Annotated in this window: 22 protein-coding genes and 1 other RNA gene; 5 read left to right on the top strand and 18 right to left on the bottom strand. The window is 64.7% G+C overall.

Annotated elements, in window-relative coordinates; genetic code table 11:
* Window positions 1-20: 20 nt before the first annotated feature.
* The 18 genes from ACQGNW_RS06615 to ACQGNW_RS06700 form a co-directional block, all read right to left on the bottom strand.
* Window positions 21-1838: a type IV secretory system conjugative DNA transfer family protein gene (locus tag ACQGNW_RS06615; RefSeq protein WP_426662346.1), complete on the bottom strand. Its 1818-nt coding sequence runs from the start codon at window positions 1836-1838 to the stop codon at window positions 21-23.
* Window positions 1839-1880: 42 nt separating this feature from the next.
* Complete coding sequence (locus tag ACQGNW_RS06620) at window positions 1881-2201, bottom strand: hypothetical protein (RefSeq protein ID WP_426662347.1); 321 nt, start codon at window positions 2199-2201, stop codon at window positions 1881-1883.
* A gap of 160 nt (window positions 2202-2361) precedes the next feature.
* Window positions 2362-3531: a glucosaminidase domain-containing protein gene (locus ACQGNW_RS06625; RefSeq protein ID WP_426662348.1), complete on the bottom strand. Its 1170-nt coding sequence runs from the start codon at window positions 3529-3531 to the stop codon at window positions 2362-2364.
* A 13-nt stretch (window positions 3532-3544) separates the two neighbouring features.
* Window positions 3545-4120 (bottom strand): hypothetical protein, encoded by a 576-nt coding sequence (locus ACQGNW_RS06630; RefSeq protein ID WP_426662349.1) that lies wholly within the window; start codon window positions 4118-4120, stop codon window positions 3545-3547.
* Window positions 4121-4127: 7 nt separating this feature from the next.
* The gene (locus ACQGNW_RS06635) at window positions 4128-4604 is read right to left on the bottom strand and encodes a DUF4189 domain-containing protein (protein ID WP_426662350.1); all 477 of its coding nucleotides are present in this window, start codon (window positions 4602-4604) and stop codon (window positions 4128-4130) included.
* Window positions 4605-4606: 2 nt separating this feature from the next.
* A complete protein-coding gene (locus tag ACQGNW_RS06640; RefSeq protein ID WP_426662351.1) occupies window positions 4607-5707 on the bottom strand; it encodes a TrbL/VirB6 family protein in 1101 nt (366 codons plus the stop codon).
* Between the two features lie 63 nt (window positions 5708-5770).
* Window positions 5771-6523, bottom strand: coding sequence for a TrbJ/VirB5 family protein (locus tag ACQGNW_RS06645; protein WP_426662352.1), 753 nt, complete (start codon window positions 6521-6523; stop codon window positions 5771-5773).
* Window positions 6524-6548: 25 nt separating this feature from the next.
* Window positions 6549-9038: a VirB4 family type IV secretion/conjugal transfer ATPase gene (locus ACQGNW_RS06650; RefSeq protein ID WP_426662353.1), complete on the bottom strand. Its 2490-nt coding sequence runs from the start codon at window positions 9036-9038 to the stop codon at window positions 6549-6551.
* Window positions 9039-9086: 48 nt separating this feature from the next.
* On the bottom strand, window positions 9087-9395 hold the full coding sequence (locus ACQGNW_RS06655) for a VirB3 family type IV secretion system protein (RefSeq protein WP_426662354.1): 309 nt from the start codon (window positions 9393-9395) through the stop codon (window positions 9087-9089).
* Window positions 9388-9795 carry a TrbC/VirB2 family protein gene (locus tag ACQGNW_RS06660; RefSeq protein WP_426662355.1) on the bottom strand — a complete coding sequence of 136 codons (408 nt, stop codon included), beginning with the start codon at window positions 9793-9795 and terminating at the stop codon, window positions 9388-9390. The genes ACQGNW_RS06655 and ACQGNW_RS06660 overlap by 8 nt, the downstream gene beginning before the upstream one ends.
* Window positions 9796-9993: 198 nt before the next feature.
* Window positions 9994-10917 (bottom strand): lytic transglycosylase domain-containing protein, encoded by a 924-nt coding sequence (locus ACQGNW_RS06665; protein WP_426662356.1) that lies wholly within the window; start codon window positions 10915-10917, stop codon window positions 9994-9996.
* A 41-nt stretch (window positions 10918-10958) separates the two neighbouring features.
* Window positions 10959-11990 (bottom strand): P-type DNA transfer ATPase VirB11, encoded by a 1032-nt coding sequence (gene virB11 / locus ACQGNW_RS06670; protein WP_426662357.1) that lies wholly within the window; start codon window positions 11988-11990, stop codon window positions 10959-10961.
* Window positions 11991-12010: 20 nt separating this feature from the next.
* Window positions 12011-13207 (bottom strand): TraB/TrbI/VirB10 family type IV secretion system protein, encoded by a 1197-nt coding sequence (locus ACQGNW_RS06675; protein WP_426662358.1) that lies wholly within the window; start codon window positions 13205-13207, stop codon window positions 12011-12013.
* Entirely contained in the window at window positions 13204-13971 is a 768-nt protein-coding gene (locus ACQGNW_RS06680; protein ID WP_426662359.1) for a TrbG/VirB9 family P-type conjugative transfer protein, read from the bottom strand. Before ACQGNW_RS06680 ends, ACQGNW_RS06675 begins: the two co-directional genes overlap by 4 nt.
* Entirely contained in the window at window positions 13968-14900 is a 933-nt protein-coding gene (locus ACQGNW_RS06685) for a VirB8 family type IV secretion system protein (protein WP_426662360.1), read from the bottom strand. Before ACQGNW_RS06685 ends, ACQGNW_RS06680 begins: the two co-directional genes overlap by 4 nt.
* A 43-nt stretch (window positions 14901-14943) precedes the next feature.
* Window positions 14944-15408 carry a hypothetical protein gene (locus tag ACQGNW_RS06690; protein WP_426662729.1) on the bottom strand — a complete coding sequence of 155 codons (465 nt, stop codon included), beginning with the start codon at window positions 15406-15408 and terminating at the stop codon, window positions 14944-14946.
* 733 nt (window positions 15409-16141) lie between these two features.
* Entirely contained in the window at window positions 16142-16498 is a 357-nt protein-coding gene (locus ACQGNW_RS06695) for a YraN family protein (RefSeq protein ID WP_426662361.1), read from the bottom strand.
* Window positions 16498-18438 (bottom strand): penicillin-binding protein activator, encoded by a 1941-nt coding sequence (locus ACQGNW_RS06700; RefSeq protein WP_426662362.1) that lies wholly within the window; start codon window positions 18436-18438, stop codon window positions 16498-16500. The genes ACQGNW_RS06695 and ACQGNW_RS06700 overlap by 1 nt, the downstream gene beginning before the upstream one ends.
* Before the next feature lie 84 nt (window positions 18439-18522).
* On the opposite strand from ACQGNW_RS06700, the gene rsmI reads away from it, so the two are divergent.
* The 5 genes from rsmI (at window position 18523) to ftsL (ending at window position 21814) form a co-directional block, all read left to right on the top strand.
* Window positions 18523-19350: a 16S rRNA (cytidine(1402)-2'-O)-methyltransferase gene (gene rsmI, locus ACQGNW_RS06705; RefSeq protein ID WP_426662363.1), complete on the top strand. Its 828-nt coding sequence runs from the start codon at window positions 18523-18525 to the stop codon at window positions 19348-19350.
* A gap of 75 nt (window positions 19351-19425) precedes the next feature.
* Window positions 19426-19788: RNase P RNA component class A (gene rnpB, locus ACQGNW_RS06710), an RNA gene on the top strand.
* 313 nt (window positions 19789-20101) lie between these two features.
* Window positions 20102-20548 carry a division/cell wall cluster transcriptional repressor MraZ gene (mraZ, locus tag ACQGNW_RS06715; protein WP_426662730.1) on the top strand — a complete coding sequence of 149 codons (447 nt, stop codon included), beginning with the start codon at window positions 20102-20104 and terminating at the stop codon, window positions 20546-20548.
* Window positions 20549-20594: 46 nt separating this feature from the next.
* Complete coding sequence (gene rsmH, locus ACQGNW_RS06720) at window positions 20595-21545, top strand: 16S rRNA (cytosine(1402)-N(4))-methyltransferase RsmH (RefSeq protein ID WP_426662364.1); 951 nt, start codon at window positions 20595-20597, stop codon at window positions 21543-21545.
* Window positions 21542-21814 carry a cell division protein FtsL gene (ftsL, locus tag ACQGNW_RS06725; RefSeq protein ID WP_426662365.1) on the top strand — a complete coding sequence of 91 codons (273 nt, stop codon included), beginning with the start codon at window positions 21542-21544 and terminating at the stop codon, window positions 21812-21814. The genes rsmH and ftsL overlap by 4 nt, the downstream gene beginning before the upstream one ends.
* Window positions 21815-21824: the final 10 nt, after the last annotated feature.

Raw genomic sequence — 21824 nt, forward strand, 5'->3', positions numbered from 1 at the left:
CAGCCGCAAATCGTGGCTCCCTATTGCGCCAACCACGCCGCGGTCTGTTCGTGTTGGGGGCGGATGACGCTCCTTCCGGTGGTCACTGTGGATGTGGAGTCCCGCGGCGTTGCCTTGATCCTTGCCGGCGCCACGCCGGCTCGCTCCTTGAGCAGTTTGTCCTTGAAGAACCAGTTCTTGCGCGCCCGGATGGGTTTGCAGCCCTCGTAAAAGATGATTTCCTCGTCCTGCGGAAGCTCCTTGATCTCCTGTGGCAGGAACAGGGCGCGTTTTTCTTCGCTGTAGCTGATCGATGTCTGGTTGGAGCCGCTACCGCGACTTTGGCTGCGTTGTTTCTTGCGCACAGTCTTGTAGCCGAGCATCTCGCTGTATTCGTTGGCGTCGGCCTGCTCGCGCGGAGCGAATACGATCTGCGCGCCATGGTTGGTGATGAAGTTCTGTGCGTCGTGGTCACCGTAGGCCGAGCGCAGCTGCGACCGGCTCTGCACGATGCACAGGTCGCGCACGCCGTAGCTGGCGGAAATCGAGATGCGCTTGGCCCACACATCCACCCGTCCCATGGCGGTGAACTCGTCCATCAGCATCAGCAGCTGATACTTGAGGTCGGGCTCCTCACCGAGCTGCTTGTCGAGGTTGGCGCCGATCACGGTGCTGAAGAAGATGTTCAGCAGCTTGCTGCTCTCGTCCAGCTTGCTGGTCGGGATGATGACGTAGAGGGTGGTGGGGCGCTTGCGCAGCGCGGTTACGTCGAAATCCGTGGCGTTGGTGGCGGCGGCAAGGATCGGGCTAAGGAACTGCTGCAACGGCGCCTGCATGGTGGCGATGACCGAAGAGAAGGTCTGTTCGGCCAACCCAAGTAGATTGCCGAATACTGTGCGGGTTTGCGGGCTGGCGCAGGCATAGGTGGGGTCGACGAGTATCTGCTGCAGCGTCTCCTTGATGCTCTTGCCGCCCGCGCCGCTGGAGAGACGCAGGACGCGCTCGAAGCTGGGGAACAGCGGCGACGTATCCGGGTCAAGTCGCATCGACGCCGGAGCGCCGGCAAGCTGCTGGGCCAGTACCTGCGCATCCCAGACTTCGAACATGAAGGAGACAAAGGCGGCGAAGGCAGCACGCGATTGGCTGGTCCAGAAGGGGTCCTTGCCAGTCTCGTCCGGATACAGGATGGCCGCCATGGTCTGGATCTCGCCGAGGCGCTTGCCGGGATCCATCCCGGCCATGAGGGACATCGGGTTGAAACGGTGGGTGTTACCTGCATCGTCGTAAGGTGCCCATACGCGGATGGTGTGTCCTTGTGCTTCACGCCAGCCGCTGGTGGCCTTGAACAACTCGCCCTTGAGGTCGAGCACCACCATCGACTGGGCATAGGAAAGCAGCACGGGGATCGCGATGCTGGTGGTTTTGCCGGAGCGGGTAGGGGAAATGGCGATGGCGTGCTGGGCGCCGTTCAGCCACAGGTAGCGTTCCTTGTACTTGCCCACGAGGATGCCTTGCGGACTCTGCGTCAGCAGGCCGGCCTTGCGCAGGTCGGACAGGCCGGCGAAACGGGCATCACCGTGCAGGGATTCGGCCTTGTGTCTGAATAGCGGGATCAACGCGATTAGCCCCGCGAGCAGAGGTAAGCCAAAGCCGAGCCAGCCGGCCAGGCTGATCTTGCCGGCATAAGGCACGTACTGCGGCAGGCTGGCGGCCTGGTGGTATTGCCACCAGGTGTTCCAGGTTGGGGACGAACCTTTCAGGCCGAGCAGCCAAGCCGTGAGCCATCCGGCGAAGTAGAGGCCACCTAGCAGGGCGGTCACGAGCAGCGTCACCGCAAAAATCAACTTTCCATGGCGCATTCTTCAATGCCTCGTTGAGCATTTGGGCAAATGGGAGCCCCTTCAGGGGATATAGCCCCACTGCGCGATGATGGCGTTGAGGATGGCGAGATTGGCACCAGCCTGAGCCCCCGGGCACGTCATGAGGAACTGCCTGCGTTCAGCCGCAGTGGCTCCACTGTCGAACTCCGGGTCCCACACCTGGATGGCGTGGAAGGCGGCGATGGGCGCAGCGCAGGCCGGCCCACCCGAGGTGCCGACGCCGGAGATGCCCGCCATGCAGGTGTAGACCGTGCAGGGATCGGCGCCTTGGGCATGTGCACCACCCATGGCCAGTCCGGTGGCGCTGATCGCGAGGGCGGTGAGTAGGGGGCGCGGCTTCATGGCTCGACTCCTTGTGCTGATGAAGGGGATGTGGAAAGGCGGATCAGGCAAGTGCAGGATTCGGTTCGGGTGCGCCGGATGCAATCGGCCACCGCGCCGGTCTCGGTAGCGGGGTTGCGGTCATGCGAGTGACGATGCATGAACGCATGGCAATTCGGGCTTAAATGGCGATGGTGTTCACTTGGCCGGGCTGGGATGGCTGCGTGACAGTGGGCGGGGCCCGGGGTGGTGCAGGCATGGACGCCGCCGTCGCGGAGCTCTGGCCCAGCGGCGTATGCAGAGCAGTCGCCGTGTCGACGGAACCGAACTTCGCCTGTTCCATCGGTGACGTCGGGTGCTGGGCGATGTAGACCCGGCTGCCATCGTTGCCGAAGGCGACCTGGTCGATGCGCGTCAAGCCTTCATGCTTGGCTTCGACGACCAGCGCGGCGGCCAGGTTGCGTTGCTGCTGCTCGGTGGCATGGCCGTGAGCATTGAGAGCGCGCACGCCGGCCAGTGCCTGCTCGAACAGGGCGTGGTCGGAATTTCTGGAGTTGCTCAGGGCATGGACGGTAGTGTGCTGCTGCAGAGCCGTATGCATGGCCTGCAGGGTCAGTGGGCCGACCTTGCCGTCTACGGTGAGGTGATGGTCGTGCTGGAAGTGTTCCACGGCACGGCGGGTACGGATGCCGAATTCGCCGTCGGCTTTGAGCGGGTGGTTGCGAACGTCGCTGTAGCCGAGCTTGGCGAGATCGGCTTGCAGGGAGGCGACGGCGGGGCCGTGGGTGCCTTCGGCAAGGCTTGCTTGTTGATGCGGATAAACGGCGTGCCGTGGATGGACGTTCGGAGCATGGTGACTGGATGTCTCCAGCGTTTGCGCCTCCTTGATGGCGTGCTGCATGGTCGCGCTGTTGAACACGCGCACCAAGCCCTCGGCGTAATGCGGGTCGGTGGCATAGCCCGCTCGCTGCAAAGCGACGGCTTCTTTTTCAAGATTGCCCTTGGTGCCTTCATCGAACAGATCTGCCTTGGCATAGCGCGGGCTGTCGCGCAGGAACTCGACTCGATCCCGCAAGGCTTCCTCGTAGGATCCATACACGCGGAAGGGCTGATCCTTCCAGACCTTCTGGCCGTTTTCGATCTCCCAGACACTGAACGTCTGGCTTGGGCCATGCCAACTGGAGTCGGCTTTGATGTTGAAGATGTTGTGGGTGCCCGGAAGCTGATGTTGCCCCCAGCCGGTTTCCTGCGCTGCTTGGGCCAGGATGGTTTGCCATGCCATGCCGGTTTCCTTGGAGACTTCGATGGCTGCCGGATATAACTCGGCGATGAAGCGTTCCTTCTCGTTCATGGTGCGACCCTCTTCAAGGCTTCAGGCTCTGCGGAACCTTCAGCGAAAAATCCTGTGGGTTGTCTCGGTTGGATAGCAGGGCGTATTTACCAGTGACGATCAAATCGTTGCCGTGTGCCGAAAAATGCCCGTTCCCAGCTTCGACCCATGTCGTGTGGGCACCACTGACGTTCGGTGGTTCGATGGCTTTGGTGGCTGCGACGACGCCCGTTACGCGGTTTAGGGCGACGACCTCAAGCAGAGTCTGCGACAAGGATTGTTCGGGCTGCGTGTCGCCCTGCACCAATACATAAAGTGTGGTGGGCGTGCCGACACAGTGCGTCGCTCGTGCCTGATAAGTGTGGGGGGGTAAGGGCAACGAAGCATGCCAGATCACGGAGGTGGATGATTTTTCGAGATAGGCGACGGGCTTTTCATTCATACCGTCGTCGTCTGTCTTGGCTCCGACCAGGCACAGTTGCCCATCGCCGATGCCAGGTTTGGCATAGAGGCTGATGTTGGATGGCAGCGAAGTGTCGGAGCTTTGCCCCCATGCATTGCTTGCGCAGAGGATGAAAAGCGTGAGGAGTGAGGCGAGTGGTGTTTTCATTTTTCGCCTATTGAATACGACTTGGTAGGCTGCAGGTGGAGTAGTAGACGTGACAACTGTCGCCCGCTTGGGCGCACATGGTCATTCCCTTCTGGACGGCCTCATCCAAAGTTGCCGCGGAATTGACATTGAACGCCTTGCTGCCAATGACCATGGCAGCACATCCATTTCTAAACGAAATTTGGAGTTCACACTGCACGCCACCCTTTGCACGGCAATCGGCCAAGGCGGCCTGTTCGGCGCCATTTTGACTGCTGGCATTGGTAGAAGAGCCCAAAATCCCTTGGGGAGTATCTGTATAAATTGCTCCCCAATGATTTTCCCAAATCTGAGGATGCGGTTGCGGAGCTTGTTGTTGATTATTTGGCATCGCTACATCAGGCGGAACGCATACACCGCCGGCGTTCACTCCGCCGCCAGCGCAGTCTTGGGCATGAACTGTGGTGATGACCAATAAAAGCGCAAGGAAAAATAGTCTTTTCATGGTTATCCCCCGGGAGTAAGGGTTTTGATAATGTCAGAGGATTGCGTATAGCCCGATCTGCCACCCAAGAGGGCGTTGTTGGAGGGAGCTGAACTTGGCAATGCGTTACTACTGAACCCACCTAAGCTTCGTTCGCCACTATGGGGCTGGTTACCTTGCTGATACGCCAACTGACCCTGCCAACCCCCATACCCCCCCATCCCCGGCTGCCCATTCGCTCCCGGTTGGCCCGCTCGGCTGAAGACGTTGTAGGGGCTGAAGTTACCCAGCGTGGCCGAGAAGAAATTGCCGGCCATGGGCGGCACGGTGATGACCAGCAAGGTCATCAGAAGGCCAAGCCCGCCCTGCTGCATGGCTTGGTTGGTGAAGCCCTCGGCACTCTGTCCGGTGATGCTGTTGACGACGCCGGAAGCCCACAAGGCCCCGGCCACCCGCAGGGTGAGCTGGAGCACCAGCGAACTGATGAAGGCGAGCATGCCCATGGAGAAGAGGGTGCCAATGCCGTACATCAGCCACTTCTGGAACAGTGGCTTGGTCTGCTCGAAGAGCAGGCACATGATGAACAACGGCCCGAGGCCGATGATGAGGGCGAGGGTGACGTCGTAGAGCAACAGCATGGCGGCGGCGGCCATGGGCGGGCTGGCGGTGCCGAAGATGACAAAGGTCTGGGCGCGGGCTTTGGCGGCGGTGTCTTCGGTGTCACCCGGGGGGATCTGCACGGTGTCGATGGCGGAGAGGGCCAGTTGGGTTTTGGCCAGGTTGGAATCGATGGTACTGGCGAGGGTGGAATCGTCGCCGGTGAAGAGTTGGTTGATGTCGGTGGAGAGGGTGGAGGTGACGAGGGTGTGGAGGTTGGGGGCGAAGACGCCGACGGTGGTGGCGACGGAGACGATGACGACGACGCGGGCCATATTGAGCACCATGCCCATCAGCGACTCGCGCATCTGGCCAGTGAGGACGCGGTAGCCCTGGAACATGATCCAGAGGGTTACCAGAACCAGGGCGATGGCGGCCATCCAGTGAGTCACAGCCCCCATCAGGTTGACACCGAAGGTGTCAATCCTGTCGTGCAGCCAGTTGTAGATGAGGACGAAGTAGACCATGACGCGCGTGATCCTTGGCGAAGCCGCGTGATGCTTTAGTTGGTGGGAGCCGGTGTCAGGCTTTTACTTGAATGCCGCCGCAAATGCCGTGGCCTGCACGGTGTTGCCGAGAAGGGTGCCGCCGCCGTTCAAGGCTTTTTTCGCCAGAATGCCCTGCGCCTGCTGCAGCGAATTGATGAGCGCGTCGTCGGCATTCATTTGCGCCTGCCAGTTGCTCATTTCGGTGTTCAACTGGGCGCTGAAACCTGATATCTGGGTCGTGGCGGAGCTGCTTGAGCCCATGTTGCTGAAGGTGCTAGCCAGATCACCGATTTTTTGCACTGCCGGTATGTTTGATTGAATCTGCTGCATCATCAACACCGTTTGGTTGTACTTGTCCACTTGGGCTGTGATGATCGCGGCGCAGATCTGCTGTTGGCTTTGGGTGAGGGACTGGCCCATCAACGAACTCATCCCATTGAGGACGCTGCTCGTGATGGAGCCGCCGCCACCGCAGTTGGCCTGAATCAATTGATTGGCATCGAGTTGTGACGGGGCGCTCGGGGTGATACTGAAGTTGGTGCCAAGGTTCATGACCTTGGTGAGCATCTGCTGGTACTGCTGAACCTGTGTTGCGTATGACTGAATCTGCTGCGCATATTGCTCGACAGTCTTGGCCAATTGCGCCGCAAAGCCTGCATTGTTGGCGGTGATCGATGCGCCATCGGTAACCAGAATCTGCGCAGCTACGGGCGATGCGAACAGGGTTGCGGTGGCCGACAGGCCGATGGCGAGGGCGGCGTTGAGCCCGGTGGAACGAGACATTGTCTTGCTCATGGCGTTTTCCTCACTCGGCGTTGGGTCAGGTTGATTGGATGGTGGTGCGCGCGGGTTGGGTGGGGCGCGTCGGCTGGATTGGTCTGGCCTTGCCGCTCCCCTTGCGGTTTTCATAGAAATCGCTGAGCCACTGTTCGGGGCGCAGCTCGTCCACGTTCACGCCCACGGCAGTGGCACGCTCGCGTAGCACCCGATGCATGATCTCGATGTTGTCGGTGGAGGCGGAGATCACGGAGAGCGCATCGTCCATGCCGCGCAGGTTGAGCTGGCAGACCGCGCTGGCATGGCCCTGCTTGACGAGGAAGCAGCGCGAGCGTTCGTCCAGGCTCACCACCACCTGGTATTCGGCTTCGGTGAGCTTGAGACCGTTGACGTAGTCCTCGCGACTGGCGTTGGGGTTGGGCAGCAGGATCATGGTGGCGGTCTGCTCGATCAGCGCCGCGGCGATGTCGCTGGCCAGCGCGTCCTCGGGGCTCTGGGTGGCGAAGATGCCGAGGCCGTTCTGCTTGCGGATGGTCTTCTGCTTGTTCTTGGCGAATTCCTTCAGGCCACCCTTGCCGTCGAGGATCTTCCAGAATTCGTCCATCACGTAGATCAGCGGGCGGCCGTCGATCAGCGCCTCCAGTCGGTGCAGCAGGTAGTTGATGACCGGCACGCGCACTTCGGGGTTGTCGATGATGTCGGTGTAGTCGAAGCCGATGATGCTGGCGCGGGTCAGGTCGATGGTGTCGACGGGGTTGTCGAACACCCAGCCCAGCGAGTTGCCGGCCGTCCATTTGCGCATGCGTACGTACAGGCCATCGTCGCCCATGTTGGGCAGGCTCTTCTGGAAGTTGGTCATGTTGCGCAGGCGCATGGGCGTGTCGAGCATGCTTTCGACGGCGCGGAAGATGTCTTCCTCCTCGCGCGAGCTGTAGACGCTCTTGCCGGCCAGCACCTTGACGAGCTCGGCAAGGAATTGCACGTTGGCCTCGGTGCGTTCGCAGTGGAACGGATTGAAGCCGGTGGGCTGGCCGTTCTCCAGCGCCAGGTAGTTGCCGCCACAGGCGCGCACGAAGATCTCGGCGCCGCGGTCCTTGTCGAAGAAGAAGATGGTGGGTGTGGGCGTGTACTTCTGCACCTGACTCAGCAGGAAGTTGATCAGCGCGGTCTTGCCGGTGCCGGACTTGCCAATGACCATGGTGTTGGCGATGGCCTTCTCGCCCAGCGAGTTCTCCGCCGGATGGGTGGCGTGGAAATTGAAGTAGTAGGGCTGGCCGTTGGTGGTCTGCAGCGTGGTGACGTAGTCGCCCCAGGGATTGTTCTCTTTCTTGCCGGTGGCGAAGTTGTGCAGGGGCGACAGGCCGAGGAAGTTCAGCGAGCTGACGTTGGCCAGCCGCGTGCGGTACTTCCAGTTGCCGGGCAGCTGCGAGTAGAACGATGCGGTGACGGCGAGATCCTCCTTCACCGAAACGAAGCCGGCGTTGGAGAGTTCCGCGCGCGTGGCGGCGATCTGCTGGGAGAGCGTTCCCTGGTTGGGCGCATAGACCGCAATGGTGAAGTGGTATTCGCCCAGCACGAAGTTGCCGGAGGCGAGCTGGTCCATCGCGTGATCCATCTCGGCGATCTGGCTGAAGGCCTTGTCGCCGGAGGAGATCATCATGCCCTTGGTGCGGTCCAGCGCCTTGAGCGCGTCGTGGCGGCCCATCGGACTGAAGGAGTGGGTGATGACGTATTCGAAGTCCAGGTACTTCAGTCCGTTGAGGATGCCGGGATAGGTGCCGTCGGTGTATTCCTTGATGTTGAGGATGGCGCCGAAGTGATTCGCTCCATCGGGCGTGGTGATGACGAAGTCGCCGGTCTTGGCCGAGAAGCGATGCTTGCTCACCGGCAGGTAGTCGAAGATGGGTGCAGGCAGCGCGGGCACCGGCTCGTCGATGCGGTTGAGCAGGTAGCCGTAGAGTTCCAGCGGCTCGGAGAACACCACGCCGTTGGCGGCCTCGTACATGCCGAGCCGGTAGGGCGCGTAATCCTTCAGCACCGCCTCGACGTTGCCGGCCAGTTCCAGCACGGTGCCGATGGCCTGTTGCTGCTCGGATTCCAGCCGAGCCAGGTCGGCGGACTTTTCCGCGAAGCGCTTGCCGCTGACGATGGGACGGTAGATCAGTGTGAGGTACAGCTCGTTCTGCATCAGCCTCTGTGCGGACAAGGTTTCGTAGTAGGCGTCCGACATGGTCTGGTTGAAGGCTTGCGCGAACCGGCTGCGGTCCTTCAGGCGGCGCCGGCGGCGTATGTCGTGCACCCAGAAGGCCACGTTCACGAAGTCAGGCGCGCGCAGGGTCTGCAGCATGCGGTTGAACGTGTTGTGGCGGTGCTCGATGTCCCATTCCTCGCGCCCCACGAAAGGCAGCCCGCCCAGGCGCCACACCATGAGGTAATCGCCGCCTGTGGTCTTGAGCACGGTGGGCGAGACATGGGTGGAGAGCGGGACGAATTCGCCGATGGCGGTGTCGGGAATGAAGCTGGGCTTGGGCATGGTTTCCTTCCGTGTGAGCGCCCCGGCGGGCCGGGGCACCCCGGTGGCTTACGGTTTGGCTTTCGACTGACCGCGGTAACTGTTGGGCGTGAATACCCACATCCCGTCGTGCTCCTGCAGGTTTCTCACCCGGGTGCGGAACTGCAGGCGCAGCCCCAGCAGCCGGAAGATCATCTCGTCGCGGCGCGCCATCTGGCGCATCACGAAGATCACCGGCGGCATCAGCAGCAGGAAGAACAGGTTGAAGTACATGGCCAGGAGCAGGCACCCGCCCGCGCCCATGAAGAAGGGCACGTAGGGCACGCCCATGAACATGGGCGGGCGGGTGCAGCCGCGGAACAGCGCGTTTTTATGCATAGTGGCTCAGTACATGCGAGACCAGGCTCGCCGTGCATTCGGTGGCGCCGGAGGCCGAGGTGCTGCCGGCAAGGAACATCTTGGCGATCTGGCCGGCTGCGCCGATCAGCACAGCACCGATCAGCACGGGAGCGACGTCGCCGATGCGCTTGTGCGCAAAGGCAATCTGGTAGCCGGAGAACACCACGGCGATGGTGACCACCACGATGGAGATCGCATTGAGGATCTTGTTGATGTTGGTGGCGAACTTGCATGTGGTGTCGATGGTCGCAGTGGCGTCCTGGCCGAACGCCAGGCTGGGCATGACCAGGGCGATGAGCACGGCCAGGTAGAGGAACATGCCCAGGCGTGCGCGGCCGGCGCGGATGAAGCTTTCGGTAACGATCTGGTTCGGTGTCATGTTGGATTTCCTTCGGGTGGATGGTGGATGTCGCGGCTGTCAGGCATGAGCCACTTCAGGGGAGGCTGCGTGGTGCACAGCCGGATTCATTGCGGGGAGCCTCGAGCACTTCGGGGCCGGTTTGCGGCTGTTCGGCCACCGACACGGACGACGGGTCCGCCAACCTGGAACGCGCGTGCGGCGGACTGCTCCACCGTTTCAGAACACGAAGGCGGCATCACGATGCTCCTGGCTGGGGATGGCGTAACCGTCTGCGGCACCGGAAGCCGCGGATGCCGTCTGCCCGGGCGCCACACGGTTGTCGGGCATCGGCTGGGACGGCGGATCGTTCGGTCCGGTCACCTGGGGCACGAAGACAGATGACGCCGCCACGGCACTTGATGTGCTGCGCGCCGACCGGGAAGCAGCCGATGCCGGCGCCGTCATCGCGGCCGGCGCCGCAGTGACCTTCGACGAGCCATGCGCCGCGGGAGGGGGCGACACCAGGTGCGAATCCGATGCTGCAGCGCTTGTGGGAACCGCGGATGTTGCGGTCGCGTAGAACGCGACGCTGCGGATCGCCACGCGGTAACCAGGGCTGTCCGGCGTCAGCCTTGCCGTCTTCGCGACGCCTCCTTCGGGTGTGTCCGGCGGCGTGGTTTCGAGCGGAATGGCGCGCGAGGCATCGGCCGCGGTTGAACGGCCTGAGTCGCGGTTGATGGAGTCGTACACCTTCTGCACGTACCCATCGCGGTAGCCGGCAGTGAAGTTGCCCGAGTAGTAGCAGCTGAAGGCCTTGCCCCAGTCGCCGCCCGAGCTGGCGTAGCAAGCGGCGAGTATCTGCGCACCGGCAGCGAGGTTGGGACAGGGCTCGAAGGCCTTTTCGTAGGAATCCAGGCCGTACTTGCCGAGGTTGGCACGGTTCACCTGGGCGATGCCCAGCGAGTAGTTGTAGCCCGCGGCGTCGAGCATGTGCACGGTGGCCAGCGCTTCGCCGAGGTTCTTCGGCTGGCGCACCAACTGGCCGCCGACCACGCCGATCGCATAGGGGTTCGCGCCCGATTCGACGTCGACGACATGGCGCATGACCTCGACCGGTACGGCAAGGTTGGGGCAAGCCATCATTCCGGTTGCGGCAAGCATGTCGTGGCCTCCTGTGTTCGTGCGAGCCAGGCGTGGTGGGATCAGGCTTGCGAAAAGCTGCGGCCTGGGTCGAAATCGATGCCGGTGATACAACGGCGTCCCGCGTGTGCCTTGATGTGCACCACGATGTCGATGGTCATCATCAGCAGGCGCTTGATGGTGGCGAACTCCAGCCCGGCCCCTTCCGCGGAAGCCTTCACCATCAGCGCGAGCTGGTCCCAGGTCTGCTCCGTACTGCCCGCATGGCAGCTGGTGATCGAGCCCGGATGGCCCGAGGCGCAGTTGCGGATGAAATAGAACGATTCGTCGCCGCGCAGCTCGGCCAGGATGATGCGATCGGGCTTCATGCGCAGGCAGGCCTCCATGCAGCTCTTGGCGGTGACGTTGCTCGTGCTCTGGCCGCCCTTGGAATAGAGCAGGTGCACGATATTGGGCTGCGCGATGAACAGTTCACGCGCGTCCTCGATCGTCACCAGCCTTTCGTTGTCGGGGATGTGGTGCACCAGCGACTTCATGAAGGTGGTCTTGCCGCTGCCGGTGGCCCCGGAGACCACAATGTTCTTCTTGTTGAGCACCGCCTTGCGGAAGAAGTCCGCATAGTTGCGGCTCGTACGCAGTTCGAGCAGTTCGCGATCGGCACCGCCGATGCCGCGGCCGACTTCCACGATCTCGTCGAAGAAGCCGTCTTCCTGATATTGGGCCAGCGTCTTCGTCTGCTTGGAGGGCAGGCGGATGGTGATGGATACCTTGCCAGCCTCGCAGGCCGGCGGTATCACGAACTGCGCACGCTCGCCGGTGGGAAAGGTCAGGGACACGACCGGATCGGTATCAGTGATGCGCTGGCCAGTGTTGCTCTCGTTGACGACTGCGGTGCAGAACTGGCGCGCCCGCTCGAACGTGAGGGCCGGCACTTCGACGCGGCGCCAGGCGCCGCGGCTCTCAAGGTACAGCTCACCCGGCCGGTTGATGCAGATCTCGGTGACGTCCGGCGAGTCCATGAACTCCCGCACCCCCAGCACGTCGTACTGGTAGGCGAGGAATTCGTTCGAGATCTGTGCGGCCAGTTCTTCCATGGGGCGTGCCGGGTGCGGTGTCAGAAGCGCGCAACGACGCCGCTGAAGTCCACGTCCTTGGCGACGTAGACATACAGGATCGTGCCCTGGTTGATGGTTACTGTCGGTGCGCGGTTGGCGGCGGCCTGGACCGCCTGGTTGGCGAGGTTCTGCACGGTCTGGGCGGTGTTGCTTTCGAATGGCTCCTGGGTCGCCACGCCGTAGCCGATGGTGGTGGTCTTCGGCCCATGTTCGGCCGCTTCGTACTTGAAGGCGTCGCTGAGCATGCTGATCAGCAGGGCCGAGCCGATGCGCTGGCCCCAGTGGGCGTCGTAGTAGCCAGGGACGCCGGCGCCGCCGAGGTTGTCGATGCCCGGGCTGGCCATGTTCACATCGATGCCGTTGGGCGTGATGATGCGGTCCCAGATCACGGCCATGCGGTCGCCCATCGGCCCCTTGTCGTAGGTGCCGAGCACTTTCGAACCCTTGGGCAACAGCAGGCGCTGCCCGTTGAACGAGTAGACCGGCTCGGTGACCAGGCAGGAGGTGTAGCCGGGGATGTCGGAGACGATGCGCGTTTCCAGCACGCAGCGGATGTAGGTGCCGCGTTGCATCAGGGTGTCTGGATGGCGCAACGGCTGGGCGCTGGTGACGGTCGAGTCCTTCAGGCTGCCCGGCTGCCCGAGACCCGTCGCTGCGGGTATTGCGGCAGCGGTCGGCTGGTCGGCGCCCGCACCGCCATTGGCGGCGTCTTCCGCACCTGCGATCCGGCGCTGCACGAGCGTCGGTTGCGGCGGCGCCTGGGGCGAAGACTGGCGTACCGGCAGCGACGGCGTGGCGGCCTGCTGCACCAGCGGAATGGGTGCGGCCTGGCGTGGCGCGGGCGTCGGCAGCGGCGGCAACGCCAGCGACTTGGGTGGTGCCGACACCGTGACCTTTTCCTCGCGTAATTTGGGTTGTTCGTTGCGGCTGCCGGTACCGGTGATCATCCAGTACGCGACGAACAGCAGAAGCAGCACGACCGCACCCAGCAAAAACAGCGCCCGCTGGTTCATGCGCCTGAGGTCGTGCGACTTCAGCTGGGGCGCGCCGGCATCCAGATCTGGCGCGGCCGACTGGTAACGGGTGGAATATGGGTTGCCGGCCAGCGCATCGGCTTGGCCGCCCGGCATTTCGTGCGACGAGGCGTGCTGGGACACCGTGTCGTCGCCAGGCTGGTTCGAAGTATTCGGGTTCACTTCGTGGTGTTCCTTCGCAGGCCCACGACGTCGTTGCCGTGGCGGATGACCAGGTAGGGGTACGTGCCGTGAACGACGATCGTGTTGCCCTCGACGGTGGTGTTCACCAGCGAGTCCTCGCCCTTTTCCCGTTCGCGCATGAACACTGCGGGGAAATCGCCGGTCGGGAACTGCTTCAGGTTGCTCATCCGGATGTAGGTGAAGCGGCCGTCGTCGTAGACGTTGACGGGCACCAGCCAGGGCGAGGCCTTGCTGCGTGTCGCGTAGTCGTAGTCGAAGTTGTAGCTGCGCCCCGGAACCAGGCTGGTGTTCAGCGCCGAGGCCTTGGCGTCCTTCTTCATCTCCTTGGCGAAGCTGGCGTCGGACGGATAGCTGAAGGTGATCTTGTATTCCACGCCGTCCCGCCGCGCTTGTTCGAGCGTCTTCCAGTCGGTGGCAACCACCTTCAGCTCGAAGATGTAGGAATGCGTCGCGGTGCGGATCATCATGTTGGTGTCCACGTCGACGTTCTTCGGCTTGAGGTAGAAGACGTTGTCGCGGCGCGTGAGCTCCCAGCCGGAGCTGAAGCCGGTGCTGTAGTCGAGGATTTTCTCCTGCGAGCTGAGCTCGATCTGCGTGGTGATGCCGAGGCCCGTGCGCACTGGATAGATGCGGTTGGGCTGGTATTCGTACTGTTCCACGACCTGCGCACTCGCCAGCACGGGCGCGCCGAAGAAGGCTGCGCACAGGGCGATGGTCAGGCCAGGGAGGTTGCGTCGGTTCATGGGCGGCCTGCTCCAGTGGCGGAATTTCCGGCTGCTGGTCCGGGCGCCTGCATGCGCTGGCTAGCGACGACGGAAGCAGTTGGCAGCGGTGCCGTGGATGCCTGTGGCGGAACTGCCGCCGCATCGGGCGTTGGCGCGACGGTCGCAGCGGTTTCCTGGGAGGTGGTCGCGCCGGAATCCGCACCCTGGGTTTCGGCCGGCGGCGCCGACGAGTAGTCGTCGTCGACACGATAATCGGTGACCCAGAATCCCAGCGGATTCTCGATGCGGCTCTGGTCGTCCATGTCCAGATTGGTCTTGTAGGTGAACGACAGCGTCGCGATCTTGTTGTCCAGTGGACGCGTGGCCCCCGACTGCTTGTCGTAGAGTTCCCGCTGGAAGCGCACGGTGGCCCCCTTGGGGGGCGTGCCCGGTGTACCGCCGTTGAGCACGATGCTCAGCAGCTTCACGCGGATGGCGGTGTCTTTGCCGTACTTCTTGAAGAGGCTGTCCGGATTGGTCGACGAATAGAGCCGGGTATATGCGGCGCGCACACCCGGAGAAGACATGGTCTGGACGGTGGCCCAGTCGCCCAGGTTGAGCATGGCCAGGTCGTACGATTCGCGCGCCAGCACGAAGTGTGCGACGTTGCTGCGATTGATCGCTTCGCTGGTGCTTATCCTGCGGTGGGTCAGGTCGTTTGTCAGGCGGGCGACTGTGCTGGTGCCGGTATAGGCATCGGCCATGACGAGATAGGGCACCTTCTGCTTGAGCGGCAGCATGTAGAAGTAGCCGCCAGCAAGGATGATCGCCATCGCGATGGCGCCGAACGCCACCAGCCAAGCACGGCGTTCGCTGCGCCTGGCGAGATCCGCGATGGTCAGTTCGAAATTGACCGATCGCGCGACCGTTTCGTCGATTCTGCGGCTGGATGAATTCTTCTTCAGCATCGGGGAATATCCGTTCCTTCCGTGATGTTTCCGACTCGCCAGTTCACTTTGCGCTGGCTGTCGTCGTGGACGGCGTGGCCGCGCGAGTGGCATTCCTGGTCGTGGCGCTGGCGCTGCCGGAAACGGGGGCCTGGACGTCGATTCGTCGCGCAGTGGCCGCCACGGAGACCCCCTGTGCCGCGTAGATCGAGTTGAGCCGCGCGACGGCATCGTCGATGTCCGTCGTCCGGATGGCGGCGACGGGTTGGTAGAGCGTCACGTCGAAGGGCAACTGGTAGGAGAGCTGCCTTCCCGAATCCCTGGCCCAGCGTGCGAGCATCGTCTTGAGCGTTTCGTCCATCGGCGATGCATAGAACACGTATGCCGGATTCAGCGGTATTTCGGTCGGCTTGTTCTGGAAATGGTTGACGGGCTTCCAGGGGCCTGCAAAGTTCCTGGCCGGAGGGGTGCCGCATCCGGCCAGTGCCGCGATGAGGAGCAGCGTGGCGCTTGTGCGGGTCAACTTCAGAAAGTCCTTGTCCACGTTTGGTCCGCTGGCTGAGGTGAAGAGTGGCCGTCCTTCCCGAAGCTTGGGCCGGGCCGTGCTCGTGACGCGCGGGCGCGGAGAAGCACCATCGATGACGGCGTCAGAGACGGGAACATGCGGCCGCTGCGGCGGCGGGCCGGGAAGCGGGGGACGATTCGCCGGATGCGTGCAAGCGCCGCGTCGCTGGCGCCTGGTGAACAGCCAATCCTGTTGTTCAATCGCTTCGATATCCATTCGTGCGTCCTGTCCGGAAGAGTCCGGAACCCATTCCGCGGGTGGGGGTTCGGCGCGACCGGAGATCGGTGCGCAATGCGCGCCGGGATCGACTGACCGGCACATCCCCTGTGTGGCGCGCACTGCACGCCACGGTCGCGAATGCTGTCATGCGGCACGCTCGAATTTCGTCTAGCGCATCGCAAAACCGCGCGGCATTTATGTTAGGACAGGCGTGGGCCGAGGCATGTAAGCGGAGGCGCCGAAGCAGTTGTGCGTTTGTGCTGACGGCGCGTAGTCCATCGCTTACATGCGGCGGCTTGGGCCAGCGGCGTGCAGTCCGCTGCACGGCATCCGGCTGGCTGCACGCATCTTGGTGCGTGCTTCGTGCAAGGCGATGGTGCTGGACGTGCCCAGGAACGACGGCGCCGCCAATAGCGTTTGCGTTCGCCGCGCGCGAATCAGCTCAGCCGGCCTGCAGCGCACTTCTGCCGTCCATGTTTCAGTACGCCTCGAACGCCCCGCGCAGCCATTGCATGCGTGCGTCGGCAGCGGGGCCGTCGTAGCTCACCACGTCGAAGCGGCAGGAACGCTGTGCGTGTTGCGGGTGGGCGGCCAGCCACAGTTGCGCGGTGCGGATCAGCTTGTCCTGCTTGCCGCGGGTGATCGAGGCCAGCGCATCGCCGTGTCCTGCGCGCACGCGATAGCGCACCTCGACGAATACCACCGTGTCGCCATCGAGCATGACCAGGTCGAGTTCGCCGTGGCGGGTGGTGTAGTTGCGCGCGAGTGGTTTCAGGCCGGCGCGCTCGAGTTCGATGCAGGCACGCTGCTCGAACGCGGCGCCGGCGCTGCGCATCAGTGGGTCGAGGAGGAGGCGGCCGGCTGCTCGCTGCTGCCGGCGGGTGCAGGTGCCGGTGCGCTGCTGGCGGGCGTGGGGAGGTCGTCGACCTGCAGGCTGCCGCTCAGCGGGCGGGCGAGTCCGTTCTGGAACTTCGCCCAGATCAGCACGCGGCGGATGCGGCCGAACTGGTCGGCGGTGAGCTGGCCGGTGGCACCGGGCAGATAGCTGCCGGGATGGTCGCGCAGCCAGTCGAGGTAGGGCACCAGGTTCCATGCGTCCATGCCGAACGCGAACAGCCGCGCGTTGCCGTCGCGCGCGCTGGGCAGCAGCGTGGCGATGTCGTCGTGGCGGGGCAGGCCGGGCTGGGCATCGAACAGCCAGGGCGCGTCGCAGAACTCCACGCCGTTGAGGTCGCCGTCGGCAGTGGGATTGTCGCTGCCGGCGTAGACGTGCGAGGTACCGAACACCGGCAGCGTGATCTTGGCGATCTGCAGCTGCGGCAGCAGCAGCCGGGCCTGGCCGGGACGCATGCTGATGAAGATGCCGGCATCGTTGCCGGAGACGCCGGCGGCGTCCGCAGCGGTGCTGGCGGCCGGGGCGGGTGTTGTCGCAGCTGGGGCGGCGCCTGCGGGCAGGTGCAGGCTGGCGATCAGGCTGGCGTAGTTGTTGGCGCCGGCGGGCAGGGTGGCCATGCCGGTCACGCTGCCGCCGCGGGCGAGCAGTTCGGCCTTGAACGCGTTGGCGGCGCGCTGGGCGAAGTCGTCGCCGGAGATCACCACGTAGGCCTGGTGCAGGCCGCGCTCGATCATGTGGTCGGCGGCCTGCGCACCTTCGGATTCCGGCAGCAGGCCGAACTCGCTGGCGTCGGTCGCGGGGAGCTGCCTGTTGTCCGGATGGTTCAGTGCCAGCACCGGCACCGGCAGTTTGGCCTGGGCGAACAGCGTCGCCACCGCGCCGCGGGTGAGCGGGCCGACCACCAGCTGTGCGCCGTCGCCGGCCGCCTGCTGGTAGGCCTTGAGCGCACCATCATCGCTGCTGCCGGTGTCGTAGATGCGCACGGAGGCGCGCGGCGCATGGGTACGGGCGTCCTCCGCGTAGGCGGCGAAGAAGCCTTCGCGAATCGCGTTGCCGGCAGCTGCGTAGACGCCGCTCTCGGGCAGCAGCAGCGCCACGTGGGCAGGCATCTTGTAGCCTTCGCGCACATCGGCCTGGGCGCCCGGCAGCAGGGTGCCCACCGGCTGCTGCAGCGCCGGCGTGGGCTGGGCCACGGCGATGCCGCGCTGGCTCAACGCTTCGTCGGTCCAGGGGAGCATGCGGTCGCCCGGTTTCATCGCGGCGGCGCGTTGCTTGAGCGCGGCCACGTCGAGCCGGGTCAGCTGGGCGATGATCTGTTTGCGATTCTCCGCGCGATCGAGGCCGTGCAGGTCGTCGTCCATCTGTACGCGGGTGCGGGCGGCACCCCAATGGTCGCCGGTTGCTGCCTGGGCGCGGGCGCGCAGTTCGAACAGGCGCAGCTGCAGCACGCCGGGCACGGCGACGGTGGGCTGCGTGGTCAGCCGCAGCGCGGTGGCGGCATCGTGGTGGCGAAGGGCGAGATCCGCGCGCAGCAGATCGAAGCGCACGGCGTCGTCGCCCTGCAGGTTTGCGCGCTTGATCTGCGCCAGTGTGGGTGCGGCCGCTTCGATGCGGCCTTCCTCGCGCCAGGCCTCGGCCGCGAGCACGCGGTAATGGTCGGCGTGGCCGCCATACTGCGAGGCCATGGCGAGATAGGCTTGTGCGGCCTGGTCGAACCGGCCCTGCTGCGCCAGGGCGGCGGCGCTGTCCGCCGCGTTGAGCTCGGCCGGCGAGGGTTTCGTGCTGCCGGGAACGCAACCGCTCAAGGCCAGCGCGCCGGCCAGCAACAGGATAGGGCCAAGGGCAGGCAGGGACGGCCGGATGACGGGGCGCAGGCGCATCGGGTATCTCTTGTCGGTAATCGCGGCGAGTGTGCGCGATGATAGCCGATCGTTTCCGTGACTCGGGTCCGCAGGAGCTTGCACATGCCATCCGTCCAGCCTGGTTGCCTGTGGGTGGTCGCCACGCCGATCGGCCATCGTGACGATTTCTCCGCGCGGGCGATCGCGACGCTGCGCGAGGTGGCGGTGATCGCCGCCGAGGACACCCGCCACAGCCGGCCGCTGCTGCTCCATCACAACATCGCCACGCCCCTGGTCGCGCTGCACGAGCACAACGAGCGCGAGGTGGTGGATGCCATCGTGCGGCGCCTGCAGGGCGGTGAATCGGTGGCGCTGATTTCCGACGCGGGTACGCCGCTGATCTCCGACCCGGGTTTCCGCCTGGTGCGGGCGGCGCGGGCGGCGGGCATCCGCTGCGCGCCGGTGCCGGGCGCCTGCGCGGCGATCGCCGCGCTGTCAGTGGCGGGCTTGCCCAGCGACCGCTTCGTGTTCGAGGGTTTCCTGCCGCCGAAATCCGCGGCGCGGCTTGCGCGTCTGCAGGAGCTGGCGGGCGAGCCGCGCACGGTGATCTTCTACGAGTCATCGCACCGCGTCGCCGAGAGCCTGGCCGACATGCGTGCGGCGTTCGGCGACGACCGCGAGGCGGTGCTGGCGCGCGAACTCACCAAGATGTTCGAGACGGTGATCGGCGAACCGCTGGCGCAGCTCGCCGAGCGCGTGGCGAACGATCCCGATCAGCAGCGCGGCGAATGCGTGATCCTGGTCGCCGGCCGCGGCGAGGAGGCTGACGCGAAGCTGGCCGAGGGGCGGCGCGTGTTCGCGATCCTGCGGGGGGAGCTGCCGCCGGCCAAGGCGGCCAAGATCGCTGCGGCGATTACCGGTGCGCCGCGCAAGGAGCTTTACAAGGAGTGAGTGGAGAGCCGCGTGGAGTGAGCGCAAAGCGGTTTGCTCTCGTTTCTCGCCCCGCTTCACTCTAGACTATGCGTCGGAGTCGGCCGGACAGTCGCGTCGCGCGCAAGCGCATCGAGGAAAGTCCGGGCTCCACAGGGCAGAGTGCCAGGTAACGCCTGGGCGGCGCGAGCCGACGGCCAGTGCAACAGAAAGCAAACCGCCGATGGCCCGCAAGGGCACAGGCAAGGGTGAAACGGTGCGGTAAGAGCGCACCGCGTACGGGGCCAACGCCGTACGGCACGGTAAACCCCACTCGGAGCAAGACCAAATAGGGGAACGATAACGCGGCCCGCGTTGTTCCCGGGTAGGTCGCTGGAGCCAGGCGGCGACGCCTGGCCGAGAGGAATGACTGTCGCGCCGCAAGGCGTACAGAACCCGGCTTACAGGCCGACTCCCCCTTTCCCACCCATGTCCCGGCCAGCGCGCCGGGACATGTCGGGTGTGCGCACGCAGCGGGCATGAACAGAGGTTCATGCCGCGGCGGGGCCGATCGGTGCGCCAGATGGGTCCAGCGGGGCAATTCATTCTGGGCTTGGCAAAAAAATTTCCCTGCATTCAAGCACCTTGGGAATGTTCCTGAGAAAGTGCTGGAAACGCGGTCATAACTTCGCCTTTCTCCTTGATTCACAAGCAAAAATGCCTTGACAGTCTCAAGGGGCGAGACTATCGTGGCTTTCAGTGTGAAATCGTGGGTTTTCGTGGAGTCTATTGCGTGTTCCAGGGCGAGACCGCCATCACCGTCGACGACAAGGGCCGGCTGGCCATACCGACCGCGTACCGCGAGTTGGTGGCCGGCGCCTGCGCGAACCGGCTGGTGGTCACCTACAACCCGTTCGAGCCGGGCTGCCTGTGGCTGTTTCCGCATGCCGAGTGGGAAAAGGTGCGCGACCAGGTCAACGCGCTCTCCAAGGTGGTCAAGGCGCATCGCGACATGCAGATGAAGATCGTCGGCGCCGCCGCGGTGGTGGAGCCGGACAGCGCTGCGCGCATCCTGCTGCCGGCCAGTCAGCGCGCCACCACGGGTATCGAGAAGAAGGCGGTGCTGCTGGGCATGGGCAACAAGTTCGAGCTGTGGAGCGAACAGGCCCACCTGGCCAAGATCCGCCAGACCATCGGCGAAGACGAGATCACCAACGACATGGCCGCGCTGCAGCTCTAGCGCGGTGCGCGGGTTTGCGGGCGGGTTACGGGACGGGAGGTGCGGCATGGCCGAGTTGCGGCACATCCCGGTGATGCTGGACGAAGCGGTGGAGGGCCTTGCCGTGAAGGCAGGCGGGCGTTATCTGGATGGCACGTTCGGACGCGGCGGTCACGCACGCGCCGTGCTGTCGCGCCTGGGCCCCGGCGGACGCCTGCTGCTGATGGACCGCGATCCGAACGCCATCGCCGCGGCGCAGGAGGCGTTCGCCGCCGAGCCGCGCGTGGCGATCCGCCATGCCAACTTCGCCAGCCTCGGCGAATGGGACGAGACTGCCGCCGGCCTCGACGGCGTGCTGCTGGACCTCGGCGTGTCCTCGCCACAGCTGGACGAGGCCGCGCGCGGCTTCAGCTTCATGGCCGACGCACCGCTGGACATGCGCATGGACACCACGCAGGGCGAGAGCGCGGCGGATTTCCTCGCCCATGCCAGCGAGCGCGAGATCGCCGACGTGCTGTGGCAGTTCGGCGAGGAGCGTTTCAGCCGCAAGATCGCCCGCGCCATCGTGGAGCGCCGCGCGGACAACCCGCTCACCCGCACCGGCGAGCTGGCCGCACTGATCGAGCGCGTGGTGGGCCGGCGCGAGCCGGGCAAGCACCCGGCCACGCGCAGCTTCCAGGCGCTGCGCATCCGCGTGAACGGCGAACTGGATTCGGTGCGGCGCGGGCTGGATGCTGCGCTGGCGCGGCTGAAGCCCGGCGGCCGGCTCGCGGTGATCAGCTTCCACTCGCTGGAAGATCGCATCGTCAAGCAGTTCATCCGCGACCATTCCGGTCGCGTGCAGGGCAGCCGCCGCGGCCCGCCGCAGGCGGCGGCGCCGGCGGAGCTGGTGGCAGTGGGCAAGGCGCGGTTTCCCTCCGAGGCCGAACTCGCCACGAACCCGCGCGCACGCTCGGCGGTGCTGCGGGTGGCCGAGAAGCTCCCCGGCCCGGTCCGGCCGCAGGCGGGGCACGCATGAAGGCGATCCAGGCCATTCTCATCCTCGCGCTGCTGGGCGCCGTGATCGCCAGCGCGATCAGCGTGGTGTGGGCGCGCCACGAGAGCCGCGTGCTGTTCGTCAGGCTCACCGCGCTGCAGAACCAGCGCGACGACATGAACATCGAATACGGCCGGCTCGAACTCGAGCAGGCCACCTTCGCCGAGCCGCGCCGCATCGACGAGGAGGCGCGCCAGCAGCTCGGCATGGTCGATCCGCGCCCGCAAGACATCCGGTTGTTGCGCCGATGAAATGGCGCGA

Origin of the sequence: Rhodanobacter aciditrophus, from assembly GCF_050026795.1 — a bacterium.
Lineage (GTDB): Bacteria > Pseudomonadota > Gammaproteobacteria > Xanthomonadales > Rhodanobacteraceae > Rhodanobacter_A.